The organism is Pantoea sp. ACRSB (assembly GCF_022346905.1).
In the GTDB taxonomy this organism is placed as follows: Bacteria; Pseudomonadota; Gammaproteobacteria; order Enterobacterales; family Enterobacteriaceae; genus Pantoea; species Pantoea piersonii.
In genome coordinates, this window is record NZ_JAKRNL010000013.1 from 1 (window position 1) to 26832 (window position 26832).

Here is a 26832-nt window from a genome sequence, read left to right on the forward strand (position 1 = left end):
AATGATTTTCTGGTGCGTACCGGGTTGAGAAGCGGTGTAAGTGAACTGCAGTTGCCATGTTTTACGGCAGTGAGAGCAGAGATAGCGCTGATGTCCGGCAGTGCTTTTGCCGTTACGCACCGCCCCGTCAGTAGCTGAACAGGAGGGACAGGTGATAGAAACAGAAGCCACTGGAGCACCTCAAAAACACCATCATACACTAAATCAGTAAGTTGGCAGCATCACCCGGTAATCCCCGTCTTCGTGTATCACGTCAGGGTGCAATGAATTAACTAATGGAAGATGGGCACGCCGATAACTTGCATCCAGAATAAGCGCATCCCCGGAGGAAAATGAACGGTGAGCAGTGCCGTATCCAAGCATATTGTCATCAGCAAATATCATCTCAGCGGTCCTTTTTTGCGGGTAAAAAACGCGACGGCTTATCAGTGATGGCCTTAAACCTGTCAGTCATATCAGCGTGAGTCTGCGGTATTGTTTTAACGGTAGCAGGCTTTTATTACACCTTTGTCAGGGTACATGCCTGCCTGGTTGACCCGTGTCCGAAAAACATGCTGGTTACGTTATTTTGCCATCGGACCAGAATCGCTTACCGCCGAAGCGTTATCTGGTCCGGCAGAGCTTACCGACTCGCTCCTGGCGGACCTTGTCCTTCGCGCATGTCCGCTCTGTGCCAAAAACGGACGTTCAATTAGACATAGAACACAGCACTATCACATGACCTGACCATAATACCAACGCTCTCCGGTGAACCATTCATCACGATCCTCACTCCCGTAGTATTCGTGTGTTATACCTAATTCCTGCACATTAGCTGGAAGAATAAGCCCCCACTCAGCAGCAAGGCTGCGTTCTTTAATCAAAGCGGATGCACCATTTTCAGAACGGTCTTCAGTAATAAAGCTTTGGTAATAGTCTTCTGATCGATACAGACAGATTTCGCTTGTAAACATATCTGGAAGGCATATAACAGCTGTAATCCGAGGACGATAATCTATATCTGCAGTTACCGTTATGAGATTTGAACAAGCGTTGATCATGGCCTGCGCACAAGCTGCCTTATCTCTAAGCGTGCTGTACTTTCCCTGAACAAGATTGATCTCCACAGGGATTTTGAAATTCCAGTAATGCTCATTTTCAGAAAACAGGGCTCGCTCAGGGCAGTAGAAAGTATCAGCCCAACGGTTAAGAGCTTTCAAGCGGCGTGGAATGTTTCTAACTTTGGTTCGATGATCTCTGTTAAGCCGTCTGCTCATGAATATTTTATATTTTAACCTGTTCAAATGGTTTAGGTAGTAATTCAGCACAGAATCATATTGTGCTGAATAGTTTAGCTAATCGTTACATATTAATGTAACTCCTCTTTCTCCTTCTGGAACCCCTTAAGTCCGCTTTTCGCTCATAGCGGACATTAATTCAGCTACAGGGTTGGTCTGGTCGTTGCCTTAGAACCTAGCTGTTTAGTCATGAACGCTTTGCGGTCTGGCGGAGCTTACTGACTTTTCAAGTTAGCACATTAAGAGTCGGCTGATACTCGCCCTTGATTCAGGGCCGTACATCGTCGGTGATGGCACAAGCCCTCAAAGAGGGCAAATCCATTGAAGGCTTCCTGATCTGACAGGACTTACCGTTACTGAAACAGCCAGTAATGGTATTACCGAACAAACGAATAGCTATTGCGTTAGGGTCTGGCAGGGCAAAAAATCAGCAACGTATTTATGTGTTTCTACACGTTCTGCGCGTCCTGTCATCTGATCGATTTGCACGAGCTCCATAGAACACAGATTGCCCTTTTTGTTGAGCCGGTTACGCACTTCATACAGCGCATCCTTTTTTGGTTTGAACCAGCTTGTATTGAGAGTACAGATACCGCCGTCGCTGGCAAATAGCGCTGACCGGATATCTATCCACCCTTGCGCAGGGAGAAAGCGTTCCTGATAATCCAGTGGCACATTCTCTGGTGCAGGAGTCGCTTTCCTGAAGCCCTTATCAACCACCCGGGCAGGATTGCGCTTTTCATTTTTCATATCGCGCAGGTGGCCCAGTTCAGATGTGTCTGTACACGATTTGATCTGATGCAGCGTGGTATAGTCAGTAAAACCGATAACTCGTAATTTCGCTGTTTCCCCGGAGGCATCCTGATAAAGAGGCATAATACGCTCGTGTTTCTGAGCACAGCCCAATAGGAGGCTGCTGCATACGAAACTTATTAAAATCCTTTTCACTGTCTTATCCTTGCTCATTTTATTAACATTTTATCAAACATATCTTTTTGGGACTGAACATCGATCTCAATCCAATTAGATGCATATGAACTAATATTTATCATTAACCTATTTGGATTATTGCAATTCTCATTCAAACAAAGGATACCTGACTTATTTCAAGTCAACAAATCAAATATAATATGAACAATGTGTAAATACTGTAATGTCAGCCGGCCATACTATTCACCCTGAAATAATACCAGAAAGAAATTACAAGAATAATGTCTGTAAATCAATTTGATTAGCTCATCAGTGTTAAGATGCCGGTATTGATTGCAGGCATAAAAAAGATGTAAAATTTCAGCTTCATCCTTGAAGAGTTTGATGTATTGGCTAATGACTATTGATGAAGTACTGCCCAGGGTCGGTGAAATACCTTTGAGCCAGTTGCACCTGTTACGGCTGACATAACAAAATTCTGTTGGATTGCATTGAATATCAAAAATTTAAAGGGAACTTTATGAAGCACTTTCGTATCGGCATGATTATCAGCGTTTCAGTGTTGCTCTCTGCGTGTGCACCGGGTCCTATGGGTACTAAGCGATATCAGCCCTATTCTTCAGCAGATGCAGCAGTTATCTACACGCAGGTCAATGAAAAACATCAGGGACTGGTTTATTTGCAGCGATACGCAAAAGAAAGCGATTGCTATGAGAAAGCTGAGACAATTTATATCAGCAATAATCTTCTGGACGGTGCATCAAACCGCCTGTTAGAAAGCCGAATCAAACCCAATGAATATTGGTCAATCTATGTTATAGATAACTCTCAGAGCATGCGGCGGTACAGCAGTGTGGCATTTATTCCGGAAGAAGGTAAACGTTATGTAGGTATTGATTCACGAGGTGTTGTGGAAATACCTCAGGATCTGCCAGTGTCACAAAATGACGATCTGGATAAAATTTATGATAAGTATAAAGACCATCCGGCTAAATACTGGAATGTGCGTGAAGGAGTGTGCAAATTTTGGTTTGCAAAACTGATGGGTGCCTGATCCCATCTTAAAACAATAATAACACTCATGTCGTGTGCAAGTTATGGCTCTTCAACTGATCTGCATCAGTGGCAGATCAGTATTTATACCCGTATGCCCGGCTGCAGCGTCCAAAGTGACCGGATGCCCCTGAAAACATAATTGTCATCATGCACGGCACTCAGCAAGAATGTCAGGTAAGTGTGAGATTGATTGTATCATGACTAATCACAGGTCAGTCACGCGCGCAGAGTAGCATTGCCATTTCATCCTGCTTTTCTTACACATGTTACAAAGTCTGACAACGAACTCGAGATTTGGACTTACGAACAGGAAATTTTAAAAAAACAAAGCGCTTAAAATATTTATAAACGCGTTCTTCAATCTTTTGATACTTGCACTGACACTTTTTGCCAGAAATAGATCGGTGGTGTCCGGGTTCAGCCTGGCTCTTTATAGCCAACCGGACGCGTGGTGTCTGCTCTTGAACGATTCAGAAATGCCTTGATTCGGCATTTTTCCGCGGCATTTGGCTTAACTTTTACAGGCACTGTACAGATGTGAAAATTATCCCGGCTATCTAGCATGATTTCAAAAAGCATGCGTGCTTCACCGGGCACAGGCAGATAAAGCACCCGCTCCTGCACCAGTTTTAATTTCAGTTCTGGAGTTAAATAGCCCGATTGCATCAGGGCAGTAGCGAAAGCGTCAAGTCATCCATTGTCCGCTTTGTGCCAGAAGCGGACGCTGGCCTTTCAAGCCAAATCAAAGATGGGCTGTAGATTCATTATAGTTAATTTCATCAGACCGTTCCCCCCTGAAGCTTTTTATTTTTATCTTGCTGCTTCACTTCTGGCTTTGGCAGCATAATCCCGTACGGCTTTAATAAACAGCGCCACTGCCGGGGGTAGATGCCGGTTGGCCGGATAATAAAGGCTGAGACCGGAATACTTCATTTCATAACCCGGCAAGACAGGCATAAGACGACCTGAATCAAGGTGATGCTGTACATGATCCAGGGGTAACCAGGCAAGGCCGAGTCCGTTGAGGACGGCTTCAATGGCAAGCAAATTGCTGCCGCGAACGAAAGTCACAGAGTCTTCTACTTTAACGTTAATAGCAGCGCCATTATGCTGCAGCTCCCATTCCAGCAGGGCCCCGTTTTCAAACCTGTAACGTATGCACCGGTGCTGTAAAAGATCTTGTGGCACGTCAGGCTCGCCCCTGCGCTTCAGATAATCAGGCGAGGCGACGATGCCGATTACCATAGCAGGCTGAAAACAGACGGCGATCATATCCTTAGGGACGTCTTCATGCAGCCTTATTCCCGCGTCATAGCCTTCTGCAACGATATCAATGAATCGTGATTCGACAATAAACTCGACGCGTATACGGGGAAATTTCTCTAAAAATTCAGGCAGGACATGTTTTATCAAAGGAACAGCACCTGATTCCGACGTACTTATCCTGACTGTTCCGGATGGAATAGTGCTTTCAGAAGCCGCCTCATCAATCGCCTGTTCAAGGCTGCTGATCGCAGGCCGAATATGCCTGAGAAGCTTATCCCCTGCTTCCGTTAATGCGACAGAACGGGTAGTGCGATTGAACAGGCGGACAGAAAGCTTTGCTTCAAGGCTTCTCAGGGAGTGGCTCAGGGCTGAAGAGGATATCCCCAGCACTTTTGCTGCGGCCCTGAAGCTTTGCTGCTCAGCGATGGTAAGAAAGGCGTTCAGTTCAGAAAGAGAGGGCTTTACCATTGGTGAGTATTTCTCATCAAGTCATGAAATTTAATCGTTATTGTTGAGCATTATATATCAGGTTACCATCAAATCATGTTCTCGCCTGAATAATCTGGTCGATAAATTATTCCTGCCGGGTGTTTTCAGCTATGTCAGTTCAGAAGGAGTATTTATGGAAATGCGCAGACTCGGAAAAACGGGCCCAGAGGTATCCTCTGTCGGCTTTGGCTGTATGGGGCTTAACTTCAGCTATGGCCATGCACTGGAGAAAGCTGAGGCCATCTCACTTATTCGCAGCGCAGTTGAAAAAGGCGTCACGTTCTTTGATACCGCCGAGGTTTACGGCCCCTATACGAATGAAGAACTGGTGGGTGAAGCCTTAAAGCCGTTCAGGGATAAGGTCGTTATTGCAACAAAATTTGGGTTTAATATTCACAACGGGAAAATGGCCGGCATGAACAGCAGGCCTGAGCAGATCAAAAAGGTTTGTAACGCCTCGCTCAAAAGACTGGGCGTGGAAACTATTGATTTGTTTTATCAACATCGTGTCGATCCTGACGTTCCCATTGAGGATGTTGCAGGCGCGGTGAGTGAGCTAATTGCTGAAGGCAAAGTTAAATATTTTGGCCTGTCTGAACCCGGCGCGGCAACGGTGCGTCGGGCTCATGCCGTTCAACCCGTTACCGCTCTCCAGAATGAATATTCTCTCTGGACACGCGGGCCGGAAACCAACGGAATCCTGGATGTGTGTGAAGAACTTGGCATTGGTCTTGTTCCCTACAGCCCGCTTGGCAAAGGCTTCCTGACCGGTGCCATGAACAAGGATACTCCTCTGGGTGAAGATGACTTCAGAAGGTTACTGCCGAGGTTTACGCCAGAGGCAATGGAAAAGAATCAGGCTCTGATTGATCTACTGGCTAAAATAGCCGGTGAAAAAAACGCCACGCCAGCGCAGATCGCCCTTGCCTGGCTTCTGGCACAAAAACCCTGGATTGTGCCAATACCGGGCACAACGAAGCTGCATCGTCTGGAAGAAAACATCGCTTCATCAAATGTTGTACTGACTCAACCAGATCTTTTGTCTCTGGCCGAAGCCCTGTCAGCAATCGATATTGAGGGCGAACGATATCCTGAAAATCTGCTTGCCACGACTGGCCGGTAATCAGCGGTCTGTACCAGGAAAGTGGAGTAATGAAATAATGTAGTTGTAATGGTTGTTCGGTCCATCTCACCCGGGCTGATATCCGGCGCACAGGAACAGACAGATTTGTACTGTGCGCCGACTGTAATAAATCAAAGCAGATAGAGCCTCGGACACTTCACAAGACAGGGCTTTCGGGCGGAATCTTATAAAGCTCATTTCACAAGCTGATTTGATTTATAAAACAGGCCTCATTCACGCTTAAAATTAACGCCCACTATAAAAGTAGGCGTCTGAGGTTGGGCCTCTACCCGGCCTAAGGCACTGGTTTGAAAAGAGCCAACCATGAGCCGATCAATATATGAGGATTTGTCAGCCTGGCATTTTCCCAGTGATATAAATATCAGGTCGCGTAATGGTCCATGCATAGTTTTCCCGATTAACTGGCTCATAGCCAAACTTTTCATAAAGCCAGGGTGCGGTTGTTGTGAACAACATAATCCTGCGAAGCTTCTCAAAAATCGGGTGGCTATGAATGCATTCCATAAGCCATCTTCCCAGTCCTTCTCCCTGATACTTCTCAAGAATGTACACATCACAAAGGTAAGCGAAGGTGGCATAGTCCGTTATCAGACGTGCGAACCCTATCTGACATTCATTCTGATAAAGGCCAAAGTTAAGGCTGTTTTCTATTGATGCAGAGACGGTATCAATATCAATCCCTTTAGCCCAGCTGGACCTGGTTAAATAGTGATGAACAGCCTGCACATCTAGCTTTTTTCTGTCTGTACTTACCAGACAGGTATTCATACGCCACTCCTGTATCGCTGAAATGCCCACTTTATTACCTGTTTAAATGAACTGGAAAAATCAACTTTATCATTATAAGGGAAAATATATCGCAGCGGATCATTCTGATTTTTCTCAACACAATGCCGTTAGCGCTAAGACTAAAATTCCGCCTTAGGTCAAAAGCGGCCAATGATGATTTAGGCCATGCCAATATGCACCGGACATAGCCATGATAAATTCGAGCCAATGAAAGCCAGTAACGGGATAGATTTCATGGAATGGTTCAGTCAGGACAGGTTCGAGGTTCGTCTTGAGTGGGGCTTGCCTGCCGTAGATTACTTAGCCGGGGAAGCTGACTGCGTCGTAATCGTTGACGTTATATCCTTTTCAACTTGCGTTAGCCTGGCTGTCGATAATGGTGCCCGCATTTATCCCTATCCGTGGAAAGACGAATCAGCGCTTGAATTTGGTATGAAAATCGGGGCGAAAACGGCCAGCCCAGACAGGAGATTCAGCGGCCAAGGTTACAGCCTGTCGCCGGCTTCGATACAGAATATAAGCGAAGGCGAAAGTCTGGTGCTCCCCTCTCCTAATGGTTCGGCTATTTCATTCAGGGCGCGGGAGGCCGGAATAAAAGTTTTTAGTGGCTGTTTCAGGAATATGTCTGCAACTGCGAAGGCATGTAGGAGGTTTGAACGCGTCCTGGTTATTCCCTGTGGAGAGCGCTGGCCAGATGGCACCCTTCGTCCCTCGCTTGAGGATTATGTGGCTGCAGGTGGCATTATCGATGGAATGGCGCGAGAAAAATGCTCACCAGAAGCGCAGGCTGCCGTTGCTGCCTGGCAGCTTTATCAGAAGGAAAACTTACAGTCTCTGCGTGAATGCTCCTCAGCGCTTGAGCTTCAACAGCGCGGGTTTGGTGTGGATGTAGATTTCTGCCTGGAAATAGATACAGCTAAGCAGGCATGTGAGTTGTATGGTGATTTTTATGCTTCAGTTTTGGCATGAGAAATCAGCCAACAGGGATTTTTTAACCCAGTTTACATATCGTGAAATATTGTGCTGAATCTCCGGATTTTTGGAGTGTTCATTAAACGCATACATGATGGCTGGTTAGATTGTTGCTGGCGTAGCGGTGAATCATTAACGCGGGTGAATCACTTACGGGAGGAATATTTTCTGCCCCAAACCATACTGGATTGGCCGGGCAGACGGAGCCACATATATAAGCGGGAATGCGCGCAAAAGTACCTGCTACGGGTCTGTGAACATGCCCAGCAGAAATGGCCAGCACTCTGGCTGATGTACATGCAATTAACGCTTCTAACTGACCTAAGCCTTTGCACATTGATTTATCCAGTGTTGGTATACCTGTTTCAAACACGTGATGATGCATAAACAGCAGCGACGGGGATCCCTTAGCGTCTTTGAGTTGTTTATCCAGCCATTCGAGATGTTCAGCCACACTGCCATAATCTTGTTTATCAACCGTCGAATCCAGGCCGATCAATCGCAAACCGCTAAGGTCATAGACAAAGTGCAAGGCTCCTGTGGTTATAGCAGACGATGATTTATCCTTCCCCCATAGGGTTTGCATCAAATGTCGATCGTCTGAATTGCCCGGCAGGACTAACGAGGGGTACTTCTGTTGTTTCAGACGAGCGGCTATTTTTATATAACCTTCACGCCACGGCCCATCAGTTAGATCACCAGAGAGCACAAGTATGTCAGGACGTAGATACATAAGCCATGCTAGCACTCGGTCAAATCGCTGTAAGTGATCATTTTCGGGTGAGGCATGAATATCTGAAACCTGTGCTATCAACATACAAACCTCATGATTTTTATGTGAGGAATTAATCAGAGATTAATTTAAGCACATGAGCCTGATTCAGGCTTACGACACCGCTTGTATTTTCAGTAGATTCTTTAGCAGTACAACAGGCAATGAGTGGTTACAATTTTTTTTGATGATATAACTAAAGTAGTTTGCTAACTTGAGCGATATCGTTAGTTTGTGTCAGCCGAACAGCAATATTTTTTTATACAATTTTCATTACCATATCCTTCATATTTTCACCGTTCCAGGTAAGAAACGCGATACCCATCCTTAGTGCTAAAGATGTAAGCAAACCCTGCCATATCCAGGTGCATTCCTGCAATAAGCAGTTTTGCCCTGACGGCCTGTTCCAAAACAGTTTTCCGGGTTTCTTTGGCCTGAGCAGGATTAAGATCAAACGTAATGCTAACGGATGGATTTGCTAACTGGATATGGGGAAAATGGACAATGTCACCCCATATCAACAAGGATTGATTGCCTGAATCAATACGGAATCCCGTATGTCCCGGCGTGTGGCCCGGTAACCATATCGGAAGAATCCCTTTGATTACTTCATTCCCATTAATAAAATGCAGATTATGTGCATACGCCTTAAGCGTCCGGCGTACCAGAGCAAAGTTACGCTTTGCGCGTTCACTGGCCATTTCTTCTTTTTCATCATCCAGCCAGTATTCTGCTTCCTGCCAATGAAGGTAAAGCGCAGCATGTTTAAAAACTGGCCCGCCTTCCGCATCCAGCAGGCCTCCAATGTGGTCAGGATGACCGTGCGTTAGTAAAATTGTGTCCACTTCCTTAGCGCTGACACCGTTAGCTTCAAGGTTTTTGTTAAGCAGTCCCCCTGAATTGTTCACTCCCCCCATACCAGCGTCAACCAGTATAGTTCGACCCCGGCCGCGGATGAGATAACAGTTAATATGTATATCGCCTGGCTTCTCAATTCCGACACGGCGCTGAATTGCTCCAGCATCAATGGGCTCAATACCCGACAGCAAATCTAAACTGGCTGACATAATACCGTCGCGAAGAACAGTAACTATAAAGTCTCCTACCTGACGAGATAAAAAAGGGGCATGATTCATATTTTTTCCGGTTTAATGTTGAGCAACTATTTACGACACAAGGGGACCACAGAGCTGGGTTCCGCGTATTCCAGCAAGTTGTGCGGCATTTTCACGCGCAATCACTTATGCAACTCCCCTTTCTGGTAATTCATCCTTCCCTGAAGCCTGCATTTTTAGCGACGCAGAGAGAGGTAAAAAACACTCTATGGTATCGCGCTCTGGCAGCCAAGGGATGCATAAGCTACAGAAAGATGATTAATCTTTATGATGACTTTCCCTCATGCTATCTTTTGAATACAGTTTTATAAAACGATAATATTTCATCCTTTAATGATATTTTGTCACTGAAAGGGAAACCCATGCATACCCTAATCAACAAATTACATGCGTAAAAAAATCCCCAGTAGTGCTTCCCTGCAGGCTTTTGATGCTGCTGCAAGGCACGGTAATTTTGCCCGGGCTGCCGAAGAGTTATCCCTGACGGAAGGGGCTATCAGCAGACAGATTGCGCGCCTTGAGTCTGTGCTGAACTGTAAACTGTTTGACCGTACGGGAAACCGCGTAAGACTTAATCCAGCCGGTGCACACTATGCGCATAACATACGAGAAACGCTTGAGCGGTTAGAAAGAGACACGCAGTACATAATGGGTATGCCCGCAGAAAGTCAATGCCTTTACATTGCCGCTTTGCCAACATTTTCCAGTCGATGGCTTATTCCTCGTCTAAATGGCTTTAGATTCATGCATCCTGATATAACATTAAATATTGCGGCCAGAACTGACCCTTTTATTCTTACCGCGAGTGGTTTTGATGCTGTCGTTCATTTTGAGCATCCCGCATGGACAGGCATGCGCTTGAGCTATCTCTTTCAGGAAACAATGGTGCCTGTATGCCATCCTGCATTGTTAACGGATAAGAATATTTGTGAACAATTGAATGACCTGCCGCGTATTCACCGACGGCAGAATCCGGAAGCATGGAATAACTATTCCCGTGAAAGCGGCATAATCCTTGATAATCCAGCGCAGGGTGTAAGGTATGACCTTCATGAAATGTCAATTGCAGCTGCTCTGGCTGGGCAAGGCGTGGCAATAGTGCCTCGCATATATGTAGAAAAGGAGCTGGTAAATGGCGCGTTAGTTGCACCCTGGCCTGAGTCTGACTATCTGTGCAAAAAATTCTGCCTGGTCAAACCGGCGGAAACCGGAATTAATGAGCCAGCATTACAGGCTTTTGAACAATGGTTACTGACTGAAATTACTGGCGAGAAAAAAATGAATTAATAAGTATCAGGCTAGATTAAGCTAATTTCCCTAATCTGAAAGAGAATCTGAAAGCGCAGGCTGATGGTAAAGGTCTCGCTTCTAAAAAATTTTAATTTTTCGTACTTTTCTGCTTCTCCAACATCTTTCGTATCTGTGGTGCTTGAGAGATATGACGGATGCAGGGCCATCTACTCCCCCTATTGGGCAGTTAACAGTGAAATCGCTGTTTTTGTACTTGAAGCAATTCAAAATTCCGGATCCTTATTTGAAGCGATTTTGAAAGCTGCTAACCTCCAATGTCAGAAAAAATAAGCAGGTTGGTTGCCTGTTTTGAGGTTTAACCTCGATACGAGCAGTTAATATTCTATAAAACTTCTCATACGCGCTAAAACCATCAGTCTCTTATCTCACACAGGGCAAGGATGGATTAATACTCAGGTTAGCTTAATCCTGTTTAGCGTAAGAACGGATTGCACCTGTATGGCTACGAGGCACCGCATAATTGATAATTTTAACTTTCTCCTGCAATAAAAAATGGAGGAGCCTCAGCTAAACTCCTCCATATAAGTCTCAATTCACTGCGGCGTTAAGCGCCTGAAAGGCGGAAAGTTGAAACGGCATGAGTAAGGTATTGCACCTGCTCCTCAAGAGAGGCAGCGGCGGCTGCGGATTCCTGAACAAGTGCCGAGTTCTGCTGCGTCACGGAATCCATCTCAGTAACGGCTTGTTCAATTTGTCCGATACCGCGGCTTTGCTCATCGGATGCGGTTGAAATATGCTCCATAAGGACATTAACGCGGCTGACAGAAGAGATGATGGCATTCATCGCTTCCCCTGTTCTGCTGACCTGCTCAGAGCCCATATGTATGGTATTTACCGACTCCGCGATAAGGCTTTCAATTTCCTTAGCCGCAACAGCGCTGCGCTGCGCCAGGCTACGTACTTCCCCTGCCACTACCGCGAACCCCCGGCCCTGTTCTCCCGCCCGAGCAGCTTCAACGGCAGCATTCAGCGCCAGGATATTTGTCTGAAAGGCAATACCGTTAATAACAGAGATAATATCCTCAATCTTTTTGGAGCTTGAGTTGATAAGCCCCATTGAGGTAATGACTTCGCGGGAAACTTTTTCTCCTTTCTCAGCATTCTCTACCGCCTCAGCCGTTAAGCGGCAGGCCTCGAAAACATTGTCAGTGTTTTGTTTTACCGTTGCGCCAAGCTCTTCCATGCTCGCAGCTGTTTCTGTTAATGCAGCCGCCTGTTGCTCTGTACGTGAAGCCAGATCGATATTTCCGGCGGCAATCTCGCTGGAAGCGGTTGAAACAGAGTGTGCAGAATCACGCACCTGCATAATAATCCCGGTAAGTGACACCCGCATTCCTTCCAGAGACTCCATCAGACTCTGAATTTCACTGCGCGAGCTACGTTTTACGGGGACGGGCGTATCCAGATGGCCTTCAGCAATAAAGTTGCAGTGCTTCACTGCGCTAAACAGAGGTGAAAGCACAAAGCGGCGCATCAGCATTGAAATACCGACAATAACTACACTAAACAAAACCCCTATCAGGATCAGTATAATTACGCCTGAACTAAAGTGACGCTGCGCATCCTCATTTAGCTTTTTAGCATAGGCCTCATGCTGAGCAAGAACTTTATCCAGTATGATTTCGTACTGCCGGTCAAGGCGGATCACATTGGGAAGAAGCTTTTTAAAACGGGCCGGATCGCGAGCTTCTGCTGCTTCTATCAGCGGCTGAATACCCTGATTACGGTAGTTCAGATAAGCCTGACGGTAGGCCTCTGCTTCCGGTTCTTCACCCTCTAGCCGAGGTGCCTGAATATATGCCTGAAATGCCGCATCAGCCTTATCAGCAGCAGCTTTGACGCCATCAAGACTGGCCGTTAATTGCCCGTCCTTTTCATCAATTTCTTCCATATACTCCATTAATCTGACCCGCAATGTGCGACTGTGGTTGATGGGATCGATAACGGAGAGAACCACACGAATCTCTTTGTTTACTGCATTCAGTGATTCGTTACTGCGCACAAGCATCCAGATGCTGATGGCAACACTGACGACAAACAAAATCATCATTATTGAGAACACTAGCAATGAAGATTTTTTCAGCGACATATTTAACTTCCAGATAAATAAAAAAGGAGTGATCTATATCGGCATTTCTGAGAGCGCCGTTAGTTGATTAGGTCAGATTTGGCTTATGCCAAAGCTAAGTTATTAAATATTTGGATGATATTTTCAGAGTAGCTTACGAAGCGATTTGGTTGGCCTGCAATTTTAGTAGTATGGAAGTATTGGAGGTTAGTCGGCTTACGCCTTTTTAAAACGCACGATGACTTTGAAAGACGGCTTAATCAGACCAGAGCATAAGGCTTCACATGTAGCCCTGATGAAAAATAGTGCCACCATCAGAACGGCGAAGCTATAGTCGCAGAGGGTGCTTTCGCTAGCGTAGTGCTCTTAGCTGACAGGCTTCTTTCTTTTAACCTGCCGCGAGAGATTGTCGCGCCCGGCAGCTCAAGCACATTTTACAGCGGATATGGAAGCTTCTGATGTGCCAGTTTGTTAATTACAATCTGGTTTATCGCATATTCTATTAAACATATTAAGCTGCATTTCCGATTAAAGATAGACAAACTGATGATAAATAGAGATGCGCATTATTTTTTGCTGAAAATTAACATCATCATATGGCTCGCGTTAAATCCTTCACCAAAATCATGAATCATTTCAATGCTAATAATTAGTAACACCCTTTACTTACATAGGGTTACAAAGGATTGCTTAAGTATTACATGGGAAGGATGTATTTTAACTATACCATTGCCATTTTAATAATGGTTTTAATTTAAAGCCTCGGTAACTTCAGGATGACGAAATGATTAAAAACAAATCATGCATTTCACATAAAAAGGGGATTTTTTCGTTGGTATTTCTTGAACTTTTATCTCTTTTGCTATGTATCCCTGTCGGTTATTTTTATGCAACCTTAAGCACATCCGAAACCTCAGTAACTGGAATTGTTATTACTTATTTGTTTTTATCAATGGCTCTAGTACCTTTTATTCACAAGCGATTCATATTAAAAAAATAAAACAGCTAAATTTGAGTTGCATAATATTATTACCTGAGGTAATCACGTTCGTTACTAAGTAACTTTTCATCTTACATAGCCTATGGCGCGCAAGGCACGAACGCACCTGAATGCAGGCGCGTGACTAAAAAAGGCAAACGCCTAATCGTGTTGTAAAAGAAAACGCCGGAGTTCCGCTGCAACTTCTTCTGGTGCTTCTTCAGCCATATGATGACCGCTGTTTATCACTTTGCCCTGGACATTGGTTGCCCAGCTTTTCCAGATACTTAATATGTCGCCGTATAGATCTTCCAGATCATCATATTTTGACCACAGGCAGAGCGTGGGGCATTCAATCATCCGGCCGAGTTGGCGATCCTGAAGCTCATGCTCCTTATCTATAGATAAACCAGCGCGATAATCTTCGATCATACCGTGGACAGTTTCCGGGTCGTGTATGGCTCGCCTGAATTCAACGTACTCTTCATCTCCCATTGATTCTGGCTGGCCTCCATACCATTTGTCCGGGTCGGCCAGAATGGCTCGCTCTGGTTTTTCTGGTTGAGCAAAGAAAAACCAGTGATACCACTGTCTGGCAAACTTCTCATTACATCGGTTGAGCGCCTCTAATATTGGGATGCAATCGAGTACGGCAAGACGTGTAACCCTTTCCGGGTAGTCAAGGGCAGCTCTGTAAGCCGTGTAACTACCTCTGTCGTGTCCAGCCAGCGCAAACTGTTCGAAACCCAGCTGGCTCATCAGTTCCACACAATCTTTTGCCTTAGCTCTTTTAGATGAGCCAGCATGATGGGGCTGATCGGCGGGCTTTGATGAGCAACCGAAACCACGCAGATCGGGGCATACCACCGTAAAAGATTTGGCAAGCTCGGGGGCGACTTTTGACCAGGTTGCATGCGTACGAGGATGTCCGTGCAATAGCAAAACCGGAGGCCCATTACCACCATAACGAACATTAAGCTCTGCTTCTGAAACGCTTATTTTGGTGTGCGTAAATCCCTCAAACATAGATTTCTCCCGCGAGTCGCTCTGGAAAATTATTGCTGCCTTCCCGCCATCAACCCTTTCCAGCCCAGTGAGAAAAGGGAAAGACAGCCGAACGCCCATGAGTTTCCCCTGCGAGGCCTGAGAATCCTTATCCACATCTTCGCTGCACATCCGGCGCGTAAAGCTGTGGATAGTTTGCTGCAGGCCACGCCAGCAACAGGCTGCGAGCGACTGTTCAATTTATAACCTGTCGCTTCGCTATAGCTTCGGGTTTAGTGGACGCAACAACGCCAGTAAGGAGAGCTGATCAGCAACGGATGAAAGAGAAGCGAACGTAACGGCAGTAACGACCAATTGCGTGAGTCATTTTCAAGATTGCGTGCCCGTATGCTTCTGATGATTTCTTTCGCTCTGCACGCCCGTCGGGCTGAAAAACGTTAAAGGGGCGACCCGCTGGATCACCCCTTTCGCCTTACGCCATCGCTACCACGCCCAACGCGATGCCCTCTTTATCATGAATGTCTCCGCTGCCTGAGCGCATAAGCCAGCACAACGGCAAAGCAGAGCAGCGGCAAACCGTAAGCCACGGCGGTACTCACATGGTCGGAAATCAGCCCCATGAAATAAGGCATAATCGCGCCGCCAACAATCGCCATAATCATAAACGAGCTGGCCTGTTTAGTGGCTGGACCGAGATTTTTCACGCCCATAGCAAAGATGGTCGGGAACATGGTGGACATAAAGAAGAAGATGGCGATCAGCGCAACGACTGAAACGTCGCCTGCGCCGAGCATCACCGTGGCACACAGCACGATATTAATCAGCGCATAGGCTGCCAGCATCGCTGCCGGTTTAACCCTGCCCATCAGCCAGGTAGAAAAGAAGCGGCCAAGCATAAAGCAGATCATCGCGACCGAAAGCATATAAGAAGCGCTCTGGTTGGTGACGCCATGCCAGTGCTCAGTGGCGTAGTTAATAAAGAAGGCGCCCACTCCAACCTGCGCGGCAACATAAAAGAACTGCGCAATCACGCCGCCGACAAAATGTTTTTGCTGCCATAAGGTAGCGCCGGGCTGCTGCGCATGTTCACTGGCGGCCTCACGAATATCTGGCAAGGCGGTACGTTTAAATAACAGCGCAATAGCGATGACCACAAACGCAATCACCACATAGGTCATTTTGACGCTATCCTGCGCGGCATCCTGGCTGGCGTGCGTAAAGAACAGCGAGCCGCCAATCATCGGCCCAACGAACTGTCCCAGCCCGTTAAAGGATTGCGCCAGATTGAGACGACGCTCCGCGCCGTTTGCATCACCCAGTACGGTGGCATAGGGGTTAGCGGCGGTTTCAAGGCAGCCAAGCCCGCAGGCCAGCACGAACAGCGCAAACAGAAATACCGAGAAATTATTGACCATCGCCGCCGGCACAAACAGCAGCGCGCCAATGGCGTACAGCGATAACCCCGCAAGGATCCCCGCCTTGTAGCCGTGACGACGCATAAAATAGCCCGCCGGCAGCGCCACAATAAAATAGGCACCAAAATAGGCCGCCTGCAGTAATCCTGACTGAGCTTTGGTGACGTTTAACGTTTCCTGAAAGTGTTTATTTAAAACATCCAGCAGGCCGTATGACACGCCCCACATAAAAAACAGGGTGGTGATCAGCATGAACGCCCAGCGCAGGCTAATAGTACCCCCGACGCCAATATTTTCTGGCGTCTCGACGCGTTGTGTTGACATGGTTATATCCTCGTAGCGTACAGTCGGTAAGTGTTGTTATTGGTCCTGCAAAGAGAATATTCGCGCCATCGCCACCCATTTTTCCCCTGCGGGCGTCCAGGGCGTTGGCTGCTGGAATTGCCACATCAGCGCTTCCCAGCGCTGAATATGCGGATTCTGTTCAGACGCCTGAGCAAAATCCTGCGCGTTAAACCGATCGTTCACCTCCATTAGCATAAAAAGTCGGGTACCCAGCCGGTAGATCTCCATATTGACGATGCCGTACTGGCGCAGATGGTCCGCTACTTCCGGCCAGATGCGCTGATGCAGGCGCTGGTATTCAGCGATCTTGTCCGGCTCAGCCACCAGATCGAGCGCCAGACAATAACGTTCTGTTGCGCCGCTCATAACAGCGCCCGATCGAGATGCAGATAGCCGCCATCGACGCTCAGCCATTCGCCGGTAGTGTGCGAAGCGCGCTGCGACAGCAAAAATACCGCGGTGTTGGCGATCTCCTCCGGCGTGGTCATGCGCTGGCCGAGCGGAATACGCTGGGTGATTTTCGCCAGTTCGCCCTCGGGATCGGCGAAGGTGCCGATCCAGCGTTCATAAAGCGGCGTCATCACTTCGGCCGGTACCACAGCGTTTACCCGCACCCCGCTGCTCCGCAGCGACACCGCCCACTCCCGCGTCAACGCCAGAATCGCCCCTTTCGCCGCACAGTAACCGCTGGTGCCGCCCTGCCCGCTCAGCGCGGTTTTTGAGGCGATATTGACGATGGCTCCGCGGCTTTTTTCCAGCGCGCCCTGGCAGAAATGCGCCATCTGGTAATAGTGCAGCAGGTTCTTTTCCAGCGAAGCGACGAAGGCGCTGCGTCCCGCTTCCAGCCCGACGCCATCGTTGACGCCAGCGTTGTTCACCAGCCCGTCGATGCGCCCGAACTGTTGCAGCACCGCCTCAACCGCGCGCTGGCAGTTCTGCTCGTCACAAAGGTCGGCAATCAACACTTCGGTTTTCGGCTGTAGCTCACGCAGGCTGGCCAGCCACATCTCTTCCGGCTGCGCGTTGGTGACGATGGCCGGTATCGCACCCTCTTCCGCCAGCAGACGGGAGATAGCGGCGCCGATGCCCGACCCGCCGCCGGTGACGATCACCACTTTATCCTGCAAAAACAGATTCATTATTTTCTCCTGTCAGGCCATATACCTGCGCGGCCGTGTTGCCCCAGACAGCGGCCTGTTCATCGGTGGACAGCGCAGCTGTCGCTTCATCAATCAACTCTGCTACCGCGTGATACTCCGCTGCCAGCAGGCAGACCGGCCAGTCAGAACCAAACATCAGGCGCTGCGGGCCGAAACGCGCCAGCGCTTCGCTGATAAAGGGCCGCAGCTGCGCGCTGCTCCACTGCCCATGCGGCGCTTCGGTCACCAGCCCAGAGAGTTTGCATATTACGTGCGGCATCGCAGCCAGTTCCGCTACCTGCTCGCCCCAGGCCTGCGCGCCGCGCGCAATATCGGGTTTACCGAGGTGATCGAGCACCAGCCAGTGGCGATCGTGCTGCGCGGCAAACCGGGTGGCGTCCGCCAGGTGACGCCAGGTCACCAGCATTTCCCACACGTAGTCCCGCTGCTGTAGCTGACGGATACCGCCCGCCACGCGCGGCTGCAGTAGCCATGCGGTGGGATCGCGCTCATCCTGCACCTGATGACGGAAACCGCGCAGCAGCGGATGCTGTAATGCAGCCAGCTGCTCCGTCAGATCCGCCGCAGTGATGTCGATCCAGCCAACCACCTGCGTCGTCGGTTGCTGCTGCGCCCACTGCAACAGCTGCTGCGTCTCTGCCACGCACTGTCGCGCCTGCACCGCAATCGAGCCATGCAGCTGCCGTTGCGCCAGCAGCGGCGCGAGGTCGTCCGGTAAATAATCCCGTTGCAGGCGCGTCATGGACTCAGCGATCCACGGATAGTCCGCCGCGTCGTAGCGCCAGAAATGCTGATGAGCGTCGATTCGCACTTCAGCCTCCCTGCGCGCGATAGCGGTATTTCTCGCGCGAAGCGGGATACATCTCAATGGAGAAACCCGGCGCGGTCGGCGGCATATAGCTGGCGCCGCGGATTTCGCAGGGATGCAGAAAGTGTTCGTGCAGATGATCAACATACTCGATGACCCGGCCTTCATGGCTGCCGGCAATGCAGACAAAGTCGATCATCGACAAGTGCTGAACGTATTCGCACAGCCCCACGCCGCCAGCATGCGGGCATACCGGCAGCTGATATTTTGCCGCCATTAACATCACCGCCAGCACTTCGTTAACGCCGCCGAGGCGGCAGGCGTCTATCTGCACCACATCGATCGCTTCACGCATAATCAGCTGCTTAAAGATGATGCGGTTCTGGCACATCTCGCCGGTTGCGACCTTGACCGGCGCTACGCCCTGGCGAATTTTGCGATGCCCTTCGATATCGTCCGGGCTTGTCGGCTCCTCAATAAACCAGGGGCGCGCGAACGCCAGCTGCTGAACCCAGTCTATGGCCTCATTCACTTCCCATACCTGGTTGGCGTCGATCATCAGCTGGCGATCCGGCCCCAGCACCTCGCGCGCAATACGCACGCGACGAATATCGTCTTCAAGGTCGCGTCCGACTTTTAACTTGATATGGGAGAACCCGGCATCAACTGCCTGCTGGCAGAGCCGGCGCAGTTTATCGTCGTCATAGCCGAGCCAGCCCGCCGAGGTGGTGTAGCAGGGATAACCCTGCTGCTCAAGCTGGCGAATGCGCTCCGCTTTGCCCGCCTGCTGCGCCGTCAGCAAGGCGAGCGCCTCGTCCGGCGTGATGCAGTCAGTGAGATAGCGGAAATCGATGCAGCGCACCAGCGCCTGCGGCGACATATCGGCCACCAGCCGCCACAGCGGCTTCTCTTCCGATTTCGCCCAGAGATCCCATACCGCGTTAACTACCGCGCCGGTCGCCAGATGAATCGCGCCTTTATCCGGGCCGATCCAGCGCAGCTGGCTGTCGCTGGTTATGTCGCGCCAGAACTGCCCCATATCGGCGGTAATGGACTCCAGCTCACGACCGACGATGAGATGTTCCAGCGCGCGGATCGCCGCACAGCAAATTTCATTGCCGCGCCCAATGGTAAAGGTCAGCCCGTGACCGCTGATCGCCGCGTTATCAGTTTCGATAATGACGTAAGCGGCAGAGTAATCAGGGTCGGGATTCATTGCATCCGAACCGTCAAGATGCTCGGACGTGGGAAAGCGGATATCTTCAACGCGCAGTGCGGTCAGTCTGGTCATTCTTCGCTGCCCTCGGTGATCTGACGCTGTTCACCCAGTCCAGCGATGCCTAACCTGATGACCTGGCCCGGACGCAGGTAGACCGGCGGTTTCTGCCCCATGCCAACGCCCGGTGGCGTGCCGGTAGAGATAACGTCGCCCGGCTGCAGGCTCATAAACCGGCTGAGATAGCTGATGATATGCGCCACCGAAAAGATCATGGTGCGGGTGTTGCCGTTCTGATAGCGCTTGCCGTCTACCTCCAGCCACAGGTCGAGCTGCTGCGGATCGGCAATTTCATCGGCGGTCACCAGCCAAGGGCCGATGGGGCCAAAGGTGTCGCAGCCTTTGCCTTTGTCCCAGGTGCCGCCGCGTTCAATCTGATATTCCCGTTCTGAGACGTCGTTGACCACGCAGTAGCCTGCAACATGCGACAGCGCATCCTCTTCCGCGATATAGCTGCCGCCTTTGCCGATCACCACGCCAAGCTCCACCTCCCAGTCGGTTTTTACCGAGCCGCGTGGAATGCGCACCGCATCGTTTGGCCCGACCACCGCGCTGGTCCATTTGCCGAACACCACTGGCTCTTGCGGGATCTCTGCGCCGGTCTCCGCAGCGTGATCGGCATAGTTCAGGCCGATACAGATAAATTTGCCGATACGCCCGACGCAGGCGCCAGTGCGCGGCTGCCCGCTGATTTTGGGCAGCTCGCTGAGCGGCAACTGACGCAGCCTGTCGAGCGCGTCCGGCAGCAGCGCATCGCCCGCGATGTCATCAATGTAATGCGACAGATCGCGTAGCTCGCCCTGCTCATCCAGCATTGCCGGGCGCTCTTTACCCGGTTCGCCCACACGTAATAATTTCATTGTTCCACTCCTGTTAGTTGCTCCAGCCGCCATCAATAATCTGCGCGGTACCGGTGGTATAGGCGCTGGCATCAGAAGCCAGATAGGCCGCCAGATACGCGATCTCCTCTGCCTTGCCGATACGGCCAATGGGCTGACGCGCGACAAAAGCGTCATAAACTTCCGCTTCCGGTCTTCCTTCCGCCTGTGCCTGCGCGGCGATGCGCTGACGCAGCGACGGCGAATCCACTGTGCCGGGACAAATAGCGTTGCAGCGGATGCCGTCGCCGATGTAATCCGCCGCCACCGAGCGCGTCAGGCCAATCACCGCCGCTTTGGTTGCGCTATAGGCAAAGCGATTAGCCACCCCTTTCACGCTTGATGCCACCGATGACATGTTAATAATCGAGCCCTTCTGCTGTTTAAGCATCGCGGGGAGAAACGCCTGGATCATGTGGAACATTGCCGTAACGTTCAGATCAAGCGCGAACTGCCACTCCTGTTCGCTGCACGCCAGCAGGCTGCCGCTGTGTACCACGCCTGCGCAGTTAAACAGCACGTCGAGGGTGCCAAGCTCTTGCGCCGCCGCGTTAATCGCCTGACGATCGGTGACGTCCAGCGGGTAAGCGCGAATACCGGGCAACGCCTGTAGCGCGGCGAGGTTGATATCGCTGGCGATAACGTCCGCGCCCTGCTCAGCGAAGTAGCGCGCGCTGGCCAGCCCGATGCCCTGCCCGGCGGCGGTGATTAATATGCGTTTTCCGTGTAAATTCATTGCATTTCCTCTGGTCCAAAGATCTAATGGTCAGGCCATTAAAAGTGAATTTTGCCCTTCCGGGTTAGCAAATATCGCTGGCTACTTTTTCGCTGACGCATTACGTTTTATTGACATTTGCGTAACATTGACAAGTGCCCTGACGATTATTTGTGCATCTGGTCACTTAATTTATTTAGACAGGTAGCAGTGCCATGCCGATAAAAAAGATGGAAAACCCAAGACTTTACAGACAGATAGCCGACCAGCTAATCAAGCTTATCGACAACAATGAATTTCCTCCCGGCAGCCGCCTGCCAGCGGAGCGGGAGCTGGCCGAGCAGCTGCAGGTGAGTCGTGCATCAGTGCGTGAAGCGTTAATCGCGCTGGAAGTGATTGGGCTGGTGGATGTGAAAGTCGGCAACGGCGTGATTGTGAAAGCGCGTTCCAGTACGCAGGAACCTGTGATGATGCAGGCCGGACGCGATCAGTGGATTGAGCCGGACGATGAACTGGGGATTAACCTGGATTTCTCCACCGAACTGCCGCCGTTCTCGCTGTTGCAGGCGCGGCGCCTGATCGAGCCAGAGGCCGCTGCGCTTGCTGCCATACATGCCAGTGACGAGGAACTGGCGCTAATCCGCGCGGCCTATTTGCAAAACTGCGAAGATAACCGCGCGCAGTCACGCACCCATCCCGGCGACCGCTTATTCCATATTCGCATTGCCCAGGCGAGCGGTAATCCAGCCTATGGTTTTATCATCGGTCATCTGCTTGGGCATCGCTATGGCAGTATGTTCCGTATGCTCCAGGCGCACTATACGCCGAGCGATATGCCGCTGGTTTCGGAAACGGAGCACCTGACGATTCTCACTGCGCTTGAAAATCGTGACGGGAAGGCCGCGCGAGTCGCGATGAAGCAGCATATCGATCGGGTCATTGCCACCTTTGAGCGTGTGCAGGAGTAGGATTGCTTGCGGCAGTAAAGATAGAGGGTCAACGGGTTTTCGGAAGTACCAGAGCATTTACAAGGGGCAAACAGACATACGGATTTTTCAGGCGTCAGGATGGGGATAAAGCATATGCCGGTAAGGTATTGGGTTATCTGACGATAAGCGATTTTTAAGCGAAATATGAATTTTTACCTTACTAACAGCCGGCCTCATACAGACAGGCTGTTAGCATTTACACTTCTCTAACCCTTAAAAACAGGCAGTAAATTAAACCAGCTCAGCGTCCAGGCCAGAATATTCAGCACACCAAAGGTGATAACCATCCCTGGCAAAATGCTTCTCAATCTACTTCTGTCGTTTTGCTCAGCGAAACGCTTCTGCGCGTTGATATAAAGCAAAGCCGGAACGATAACCGCCCAGAGCGTGGCGAAAAGACCGGCAAAGCCGATGGCAGCCAGAAAACCGTTCGGAAACCATAGCGAGGCGCTCAGAGCGGGTACAAACGTCAGCAAGGCAACCTTAAAACGTGCCAGAGGCGTGTTACCCAGCTTCAGGCGGTCGGCAATAAAGTCAAAAAGACCGGCTGTCACCCCTAAAAACGACGCAATAACCGCGAAATGTGAAAAAAGCGTCATCATAAAGGTCAGCGCGCCCACATGAAGACGGTCGCGTAATGCCGCAAGCAGCGCGGCAATATCGCCACCGGCCGCCACAACGGCGGGAAACGAGGCGCGCGGCAGATTGCCCATCGTACCGGTCATCCAGAACAGGTAAATAATCAGCGACATCAGGGTGCCGAACACCAGAGCGCGTCGGACCTTTTTCTCTTCGCCAGCATAGTAGGTTATCAGGCCGGTAATATTGCCATGATAACCAAACGACGCGAGGCAGAATGGCAGCACGCCTAATACATAAGGCCAGTAAGACTGCGCGTCGGAACCTGCATTGGTAAGGGTGAACAGGCTTACTTGCGTGAGCAATCCACCAAAAACGGAGACCAGCAGCAGAAGTTTGGCCAGCACGCAAAAAGTCATGATCCTGCTGACCCCTTTCGTTCCCAGCCAGACGACGGCGGCGACGCACAGCGTCAGGATCACTTTTGCGCCCGCGTTTGAAACCGGCAGGCCCGCGCTGTTAAGAGAATGCTGATAGACTGGCCCGCTCGCAGAAATATAGGCATAAGTCAGAATACCCAGCACAAAGAGAATGCTCAGGCCATTGATGGCGGCCCAGCCGCGTCCTAACAGTGCGCGGGTCAGCGTATCGTAGCCAGCACCTGTCGGGAAATAGCGGCTGGCCTTTAAAAACATCAGCCCCGACAGCAGCATCGATCCCCAGCTGACCAGCAGGATAAACAGCGACCAGCCGAACCAGGCGCCAGCCATTACAACCGGCAGCGTAAACATCCCTGCGCCTACCACCGTTCCGCAGATAATCATGGCGCCCCACCATACTGAAGGCTGACGCCGTGTTAATGCTGTTTCTGTCATTACTTGTTCCGATAAAAAGGCTAAAAAGCGATGGCAGAGCATACCTCATTAGCGGGTGGTTCTGTCCAGGCTCAACCGGTCCCGGCACGTCAACCGCTATGGTTATCACCAGCGCACCGGTTAAATCGTGGGTTAATCTATGCGTCTCTTGAAGGAAAGCGGATATGAAGCTTGACGCATTCTGCGCGCCACAATTAGGATATGATCGTTTCCTAATTTAACAGAGAGGCGATGCCGCCGTTGCGCAGGCCGCGCCAGTACGGGTCTGAGCAGGTGTCATCTATTTTTATCGCGTGATGCAGACCCTGAGTGACGCTCGCCTGGATCGCCAGATCGGCGCGTTGCGATACCGTGTTTTCTTTTCTCATAAAGGACAAGATTATGATTCATGGAACTATGCCGTCGCCGCCAGAAGGTTTCAGCCATAAATTCGCCACGGCTAAGGGGTTGCGCTTTCACTATGTCGAGGGCGGCACGCAGGAAGGGAGTACCGTGGTTCTGGTGGCGGGGTTTCCAGAGAGCTGGTATGCCTGGCGACACGTTATGCCGCTGCTTGGTCGTCACTTCCATATCATCGCGCTGGATTTACCCGGCCAGGGAGACAGCGATCGGCCGCTCGACGGCTACGACACGCACACCGTCGCTAACCGCGTTCACGATCTGCTGGATCACCTTGGCGTAAAGCGATATTGCCTTGCCGCTCATGACGTCGGCGCCTGGGTCGCCTTTCCCTACGCACACTTATTTGCTGACGAAGTCGCATCACTGGTATTAATGGATGCTGGCATTCCTGGCGTTACCCTTCCCGATATGCTGCCCACCGCTTCCAGAAACGCCTGGAAAACCTGGCACTTCTCTTTTCACGCCGTACCGGATCTCCCTGAGATACTGCTCGCAGGGCGAGAGAGAGCCTATCTTGAATGGTTTTTCTGGAATAAAACCGCCAGCCCCGCCTGTTACGGCGAGGAGGCAATCGCTGAATACTTAAGGATTTACAGTGCTCCCGGCGGCATGAGATCTGGCCTGGCGTTTTACCGCTCCGCGGCATTATCCGCAGAGCAGAACCGGGCGCTATCTCAACAAGGCAAACTCATGATGCCGGTACTGGGCTTAAGCGCCGATCAAGGTTCAATCCCTGATATGTCCGCCGCGCTGCGTGCTTATGCCGCCGACGTCACTGGAGAAACCATTAAAGATTGCGGACACTTCCTGCCAGAGGAAAAGCCCGAAGCCGTCGCGGAGGCATTAACGCGTTTCTTTGCAGGCAGCCCCCGCTAAGGGGCTGGCTCTTTACTCAATTTTTGTCAGATCGACGCCGGTGGCATTGGGCAGGCAGAGCGCCGCAATAATCCCGATGGCATAGGATGTAATAGCCAGTATGCCCATTGCATAGCCTAAGTGGATCTGGCTGGACGCGATGCCCACCAGCGCAGGCATTAACGAGCCGAATCCTCGCCCAAAACTGGCGCAGAATCCTGCGCCGCTCCCGCGGATAGAGGTTGGGTAAAGCTCCGAGAAAGCGGGCGTTAAGCCTGAAGCTAACCCGCCCTGCAACGCGCCCAGGAAAAACCCCAGCGCCAGGGTGATATTCAGACTAATGTCAGCAAACATATAGACGCTGACTACGACGATTTGACCAATCAGAAAAAGAATAATGGTTTTCCAGCGCCCTAAGTTATCGCTTAATCTGCCATAAATAAAAGGCCCTACCAGCGATCCAATAATATTGATCGCTAAATAGCCGGACATAGAGACCACCGGCAATCCCAGCTCCATACGTAAATAGGTAGGCAGCCAGGTGATCATAATGTACGCGCCGCCAAATATGCCGCTGGCGAGCAGCGTCGCCGTCACGGTTATACGCCGATGCTTTTGATGAAAGATGTCGCCTATTTTGCTTTTTTGCCTGTTCTCGCTGGTGCGGGTAAAAACGGGCGACTCCGGAACCAGGCGGCGAATAAACCAGACAAGCACAGCCGGAATAATACCGATAAGGAAAAAAAGCTTCCAGGCTAACTCTTGCGAAAAGAAATTAAGCAGTACCGGCAAAACCGCTAACGATATCGCGTAGCCAAGCGCATATCCGCTCTGGATCGAGGCGCCGACGCGGCCACGATAGCTGGCGCGAATCACTTCGCTGATCAACACGCCGCCGACTACCACCTCTCCGCCATAGCCTAATCCCTGTAGAAAACGGACGGCTAAAAACTGCCAGAATTCGCCACAGAGCGCAGTCAGTGCCGTAAAGCAGGCTACCCATAATACTGTCAGCTGCATCACGCGTATACGCCCCCAGCGATCGGCAAGCATACCTGCGCTCCAGCCGCCAAGCGCACTGCCGATAAGTGATGCTGAACTTAAAATACCCGCTTCTGATTTAGTCAGGATCGCCAGACTTAATAATATCGGCATGACCAGCGAATAAATGGTGCTGTCCATAGAATCCAGCGTAAAGCCGCCCAGGCAGGCCCACCAGGTTTTCTTTTCGTCTTTATTTAATTCGCTGTACCATCCTGCTTTCATTATTCACCTGCCGTTTATAATAAAAAGAATAAAAGCCTCTTCTCAGAAAAGATGAGGCCATAAGGTGCATTGAATAATTATTCTGGTCAGGCGAAG

At 50.3% G+C, this 26832-nt stretch carries 26 protein-coding genes; 6 read left to right on the forward strand and 20 right to left on the reverse strand.

The features are described from left to right. From MHZ89_RS21460 to MHZ89_RS21470, 3 genes are all read right to left on the reverse strand, one after another. A partial coding sequence (locus MHZ89_RS21460) for an IS1 family transposase (RefSeq protein WP_311784578.1) occupies nt 1-171 on the reverse strand: 171 nt, incomplete at its 3' end. Between the two features lie 542 nt (nt 172-713). Next, nucleotides 714-1256 carry a DUF3916 domain-containing protein gene (locus MHZ89_RS21465; protein WP_311784547.1) on the reverse strand — a complete coding sequence of 181 codons (543 nt, stop codon included), beginning with the start codon at nt 1254-1256 and terminating at the stop codon, nt 714-716. A gap of 417 nt (nt 1257-1673) precedes the next feature. After that, nucleotides 1674-2153, reverse strand: coding sequence for a hypothetical protein (locus MHZ89_RS21470; RefSeq protein ID WP_311784548.1), 480 nt, complete (start codon nt 2151-2153; stop codon nt 1674-1676). Nucleotides 2154-2727: 574 nt separating this feature from the next. Between MHZ89_RS21470 and MHZ89_RS21475 the strand changes: the two genes are divergently transcribed. Beyond that, nucleotides 2728-3261: a hypothetical protein gene (locus MHZ89_RS21475; RefSeq protein WP_311784549.1), complete on the forward strand. Its 534-nt coding sequence runs from the start codon at nt 2728-2730 to the stop codon at nt 3259-3261. A 419-nt stretch (nt 3262-3680) separates the two neighbouring features. Here the strand turns inward: MHZ89_RS21475 and MHZ89_RS21480 are convergent, their stop codons facing one another. Together MHZ89_RS21480 and MHZ89_RS21485 are read right to left on the reverse strand one after the other, a co-directional pair. After that, the gene (locus MHZ89_RS21480; protein WP_311784550.1) at nt 3681-3929 is read right to left on the reverse strand and encodes a hypothetical protein; all 249 of its coding nucleotides are present in this window, start codon (nt 3927-3929) and stop codon (nt 3681-3683) included. A gap of 144 nt (nt 3930-4073) precedes the next feature. Next, a complete protein-coding gene (locus MHZ89_RS21485) occupies nt 4074-4997 on the reverse strand; it encodes a LysR family transcriptional regulator (protein WP_311784551.1) in 924 nt (307 codons plus the stop codon). Between the two features lie 154 nt (nt 4998-5151). On the opposite strand from MHZ89_RS21485, the gene MHZ89_RS21490 reads away from it, so the two are divergent. After that, nucleotides 5152-6141, forward strand: a complete 990-nt coding sequence (locus tag MHZ89_RS21490; RefSeq protein ID WP_311784552.1) for an aldo/keto reductase — start codon at nt 5152-5154, stop codon at nt 6139-6141. Nucleotides 6142-6492: 351 nt separating this feature from the next. Here MHZ89_RS21490 and MHZ89_RS21495 read toward each other — a convergent pair whose 3' ends face one another. Then, a complete protein-coding gene (locus tag MHZ89_RS21495; protein WP_311784553.1) occupies nt 6493-6930 on the reverse strand; it encodes a GNAT family N-acetyltransferase in 438 nt (145 codons plus the stop codon). Nucleotides 6931-7185: 255 nt separating this feature from the next. Between MHZ89_RS21495 and MHZ89_RS21500 the strand changes: the two genes are divergently transcribed. Further along, entirely contained in the window at nt 7186-7920 is a 735-nt protein-coding gene (locus tag MHZ89_RS21500; protein ID WP_311784554.1) for a 2-phosphosulfolactate phosphatase, read from the forward strand. An 82-nt stretch (nt 7921-8002) separates the two neighbouring features. Here MHZ89_RS21500 and MHZ89_RS21505 read toward each other — a convergent pair whose 3' ends face one another. Together MHZ89_RS21505 and MHZ89_RS21510 are read right to left on the reverse strand one after the other, a co-directional pair. Then, complete coding sequence (locus MHZ89_RS21505) at nt 8003-8740, reverse strand: metallophosphoesterase (RefSeq protein ID WP_311784555.1); 738 nt, start codon at nt 8738-8740, stop codon at nt 8003-8005. 248 nt (nt 8741-8988) lie between these two features. Beyond that, complete coding sequence (locus MHZ89_RS21510) at nt 8989-9831, reverse strand: MBL fold metallo-hydrolase (protein WP_311784556.1); 843 nt, start codon at nt 9829-9831, stop codon at nt 8989-8991. Nucleotides 9832-10197: 366 nt separating this feature from the next. Between MHZ89_RS21510 and MHZ89_RS21515 the strand changes: the two genes are divergently transcribed. Then, the gene (locus MHZ89_RS21515; protein WP_311784557.1) at nt 10198-11097 is read left to right on the forward strand and encodes a LysR substrate-binding domain-containing protein; all 900 of its coding nucleotides are present in this window, start codon (nt 10198-10200) and stop codon (nt 11095-11097) included. A gap of 568 nt (nt 11098-11665) precedes the next feature. Here the strand turns inward: MHZ89_RS21515 and MHZ89_RS21520 are convergent. From MHZ89_RS21520 to MHZ89_RS21560, 9 genes are all read right to left on the reverse strand, one after another. Beyond that, nucleotides 11666-13210: a methyl-accepting chemotaxis protein gene (locus tag MHZ89_RS21520; protein WP_311784558.1), complete on the reverse strand. Its 1545-nt coding sequence runs from the start codon at nt 13208-13210 to the stop codon at nt 11666-11668. Between the two features lie 1120 nt (nt 13211-14330). Continuing rightward, a complete protein-coding gene (locus tag MHZ89_RS21525; RefSeq protein WP_311784559.1) occupies nt 14331-15194 on the reverse strand; it encodes an alpha/beta hydrolase in 864 nt (287 codons plus the stop codon). Between the two features lie 491 nt (nt 15195-15685). After that, nucleotides 15686-16912 (reverse strand): L-fucose:H+ symporter permease, encoded by a 1227-nt coding sequence (gene fucP / locus MHZ89_RS21530; protein ID WP_311784560.1) that lies wholly within the window; start codon nt 16910-16912, stop codon nt 15686-15688. A 36-nt stretch (nt 16913-16948) separates the two neighbouring features. Beyond that, entirely contained in the window at nt 16949-17299 is a 351-nt protein-coding gene (locus MHZ89_RS21535; protein ID WP_311784561.1) for an L-rhamnose mutarotase, read from the reverse strand. Then, complete coding sequence (locus MHZ89_RS21540; RefSeq protein ID WP_311784562.1) at nt 17296-18072, reverse strand: SDR family oxidoreductase; 777 nt, start codon at nt 18070-18072, stop codon at nt 17296-17298. The genes MHZ89_RS21535 and MHZ89_RS21540 overlap by 4 nt, the downstream gene beginning before the upstream one ends. Further along, a complete protein-coding gene (locus tag MHZ89_RS21545) occupies nt 18050-18904 on the reverse strand; it encodes an amidohydrolase family protein (protein ID WP_311784563.1) in 855 nt (284 codons plus the stop codon). The genes MHZ89_RS21540 and MHZ89_RS21545 overlap by 23 nt, the downstream gene beginning before the upstream one ends. Before the next feature lies 1 nt (nt 18905). After that, nucleotides 18906-20192 carry an L-fuconate dehydratase gene (locus MHZ89_RS21550; protein ID WP_126690215.1) on the reverse strand — a complete coding sequence of 429 codons (1287 nt, stop codon included), beginning with the start codon at nt 20190-20192 and terminating at the stop codon, nt 18906-18908. After that, nucleotides 20189-21037: a fumarylacetoacetate hydrolase family protein gene (locus tag MHZ89_RS21555; protein WP_311784564.1), complete on the reverse strand. Its 849-nt coding sequence runs from the start codon at nt 21035-21037 to the stop codon at nt 20189-20191. Before MHZ89_RS21555 ends, MHZ89_RS21550 begins: the two co-directional genes overlap by 4 nt. 13 nt (nt 21038-21050) lie before the next feature. Beyond that, nucleotides 21051-21791, reverse strand: a complete 741-nt coding sequence (locus MHZ89_RS21560) for an SDR family oxidoreductase (protein WP_311784565.1) — start codon at nt 21789-21791, stop codon at nt 21051-21053. A 194-nt stretch (nt 21792-21985) separates the two neighbouring features. On the opposite strand from MHZ89_RS21560, the gene MHZ89_RS21565 reads away from it, so the two are divergent. Continuing rightward, entirely contained in the window at nt 21986-22738 is a 753-nt protein-coding gene (locus MHZ89_RS21565; protein ID WP_311784566.1) for a FadR/GntR family transcriptional regulator, read from the forward strand. Between the two features lie 227 nt (nt 22739-22965). On the opposite strand, the gene MHZ89_RS21570 is transcribed toward MHZ89_RS21565, so the two are convergent. Both MHZ89_RS21570 and MHZ89_RS21575 read right to left on the reverse strand, forming a co-directional pair. Continuing rightward, nucleotides 22966-24213: an aromatic amino acid transporter gene (locus tag MHZ89_RS21570; protein WP_311784567.1), complete on the reverse strand. Its 1248-nt coding sequence runs from the start codon at nt 24211-24213 to the stop codon at nt 22966-22968. A 212-nt stretch (nt 24214-24425) separates the two neighbouring features. Further along, the gene (locus MHZ89_RS21575) at nt 24426-24581 is read right to left on the reverse strand and encodes a hypothetical protein (RefSeq protein ID WP_311784568.1); all 156 of its coding nucleotides are present in this window, start codon (nt 24579-24581) and stop codon (nt 24426-24428) included. A 13-nt stretch (nt 24582-24594) separates the two neighbouring features. Between MHZ89_RS21575 and MHZ89_RS21580 the strand changes: the two genes are divergently transcribed. After that, entirely contained in the window at nt 24595-25491 is an 897-nt protein-coding gene (locus MHZ89_RS21580; protein WP_311784569.1) for an alpha/beta hydrolase, read from the forward strand. Between the two features lie 12 nt (nt 25492-25503). Here MHZ89_RS21580 and MHZ89_RS21585 read toward each other — a convergent pair whose 3' ends face one another. Then, nucleotides 25504-26736 (reverse strand): MFS transporter, encoded by a 1233-nt coding sequence (locus MHZ89_RS21585; protein ID WP_311784570.1) that lies wholly within the window; start codon nt 26734-26736, stop codon nt 25504-25506. Between the last annotated feature and the right edge of the window lie 96 nt (nt 26737-26832).

What these genes read in the sequence shown, in the direction of transcription:
- MHZ89_RS21575 (WP_311784568.1), bottom strand. Translation starts at nt 24,581, where the DNA reads ATGAGAAAAGAAAACACGGTATCGCAACGCGCCGATCTGGCGATCCAG.
- MHZ89_RS21475 (WP_311784549.1), top strand. Translation starts at nt 2,728, where the DNA reads ATGAAGCACTTTCGTATCGGCATGATTATCAGCGTTTCAGTGTTGCTC.
- MHZ89_RS21470 (WP_311784548.1), bottom strand. Translation starts at nt 2,153, where the DNA reads ATGCCTCTTTATCAGGATGCCTCCGGGGAAACAGCGAAATTACGAGTT.
- MHZ89_RS21565 (WP_311784566.1), top strand. Translation starts at nt 21,986, where the DNA reads ATGCCGATAAAAAAGATGGAAAACCCAAGACTTTACAGACAGATAGCC.
- MHZ89_RS21495 (WP_311784553.1), bottom strand. Translation starts at nt 6,930, where the DNA reads ATGAATACCTGTCTGGTAAGTACAGACAGAAAAAAGCTAGATGTGCAG.
- MHZ89_RS21555 (WP_311784564.1), bottom strand. Translation starts at nt 21,037, where the DNA reads ATGAAATTATTACGTGTGGGCGAACCGGGTAAAGAGCGCCCGGCAATG.
- MHZ89_RS21585 (WP_311784570.1), bottom strand. Translation starts at nt 26,736, where the DNA reads ATGAAAGCAGGATGGTACAGCGAATTAAATAAAGACGAAAAGAAAACC.
- MHZ89_RS21510 (WP_311784556.1), bottom strand. Translation starts at nt 9,831, where the DNA reads ATGAATCATGCCCCTTTTTTATCTCGTCAGGTAGGAGACTTTATAGTT.
- MHZ89_RS21500 (WP_311784554.1), top strand. Translation starts at nt 7,186, where the DNA reads ATGGAATGGTTCAGTCAGGACAGGTTCGAGGTTCGTCTTGAGTGGGGC.
- MHZ89_RS21465 (WP_311784547.1), bottom strand. Translation starts at nt 1,256, where the DNA reads ATGAGCAGACGGCTTAACAGAGATCATCGAACCAAAGTTAGAAACATT.
- MHZ89_RS21550 (WP_126690215.1), bottom strand. Translation starts at nt 20,192, where the DNA reads ATGACCAGACTGACCGCACTGCGCGTTGAAGATATCCGCTTTCCCACG.
- MHZ89_RS21535 (WP_311784561.1), bottom strand. Translation starts at nt 17,299, where the DNA reads ATGAGCGGCGCAACAGAACGTTATTGTCTGGCGCTCGATCTGGTGGCT.
- fucP (WP_311784560.1), bottom strand. Translation starts at nt 16,912, where the DNA reads ATGTCAACACAACGCGTCGAGACGCCAGAAAATATTGGCGTCGGGGGT.
- MHZ89_RS21560 (WP_311784565.1), bottom strand. Translation starts at nt 21,791, where the DNA reads ATGAATTTACACGGAAAACGCATATTAATCACCGCCGCCGGGCAGGGC.
- MHZ89_RS21580 (WP_311784569.1), top strand. Translation starts at nt 24,595, where the DNA reads ATGATTCATGGAACTATGCCGTCGCCGCCAGAAGGTTTCAGCCATAAA.
- MHZ89_RS21505 (WP_311784555.1), bottom strand. Translation starts at nt 8,740, where the DNA reads ATGTTGATAGCACAGGTTTCAGATATTCATGCCTCACCCGAAAATGAT.
- MHZ89_RS21485 (WP_311784551.1), bottom strand. Translation starts at nt 4,997, where the DNA reads ATGGTAAAGCCCTCTCTTTCTGAACTGAACGCCTTTCTTACCATCGCT.
- MHZ89_RS21515 (WP_311784557.1), top strand. Translation starts at nt 10,198, where the DNA reads ATGCGTAAAAAAATCCCCAGTAGTGCTTCCCTGCAGGCTTTTGATGCT.
- MHZ89_RS21490 (WP_311784552.1), top strand. Translation starts at nt 5,152, where the DNA reads ATGGAAATGCGCAGACTCGGAAAAACGGGCCCAGAGGTATCCTCTGTC.
- MHZ89_RS21540 (WP_311784562.1), bottom strand. Translation starts at nt 18,072, where the DNA reads ATGAATCTGTTTTTGCAGGATAAAGTGGTGATCGTCACCGGCGGCGGG.
- MHZ89_RS21525 (WP_311784559.1), bottom strand. Translation starts at nt 15,194, where the DNA reads ATGTTTGAGGGATTTACGCACACCAAAATAAGCGTTTCAGAAGCAGAG.
- MHZ89_RS21570 (WP_311784567.1), bottom strand. Translation starts at nt 24,213, where the DNA reads ATGACAGAAACAGCATTAACACGGCGTCAGCCTTCAGTATGGTGGGGC.
- MHZ89_RS21480 (WP_311784550.1), bottom strand. Translation starts at nt 3,929, where the DNA reads ATGCAATCGGGCTATTTAACTCCAGAACTGAAATTAAAACTGGTGCAG.
- MHZ89_RS21520 (WP_311784558.1), bottom strand. Translation starts at nt 13,210, where the DNA reads ATGTCGCTGAAAAAATCTTCATTGCTAGTGTTCTCAATAATGATGATT.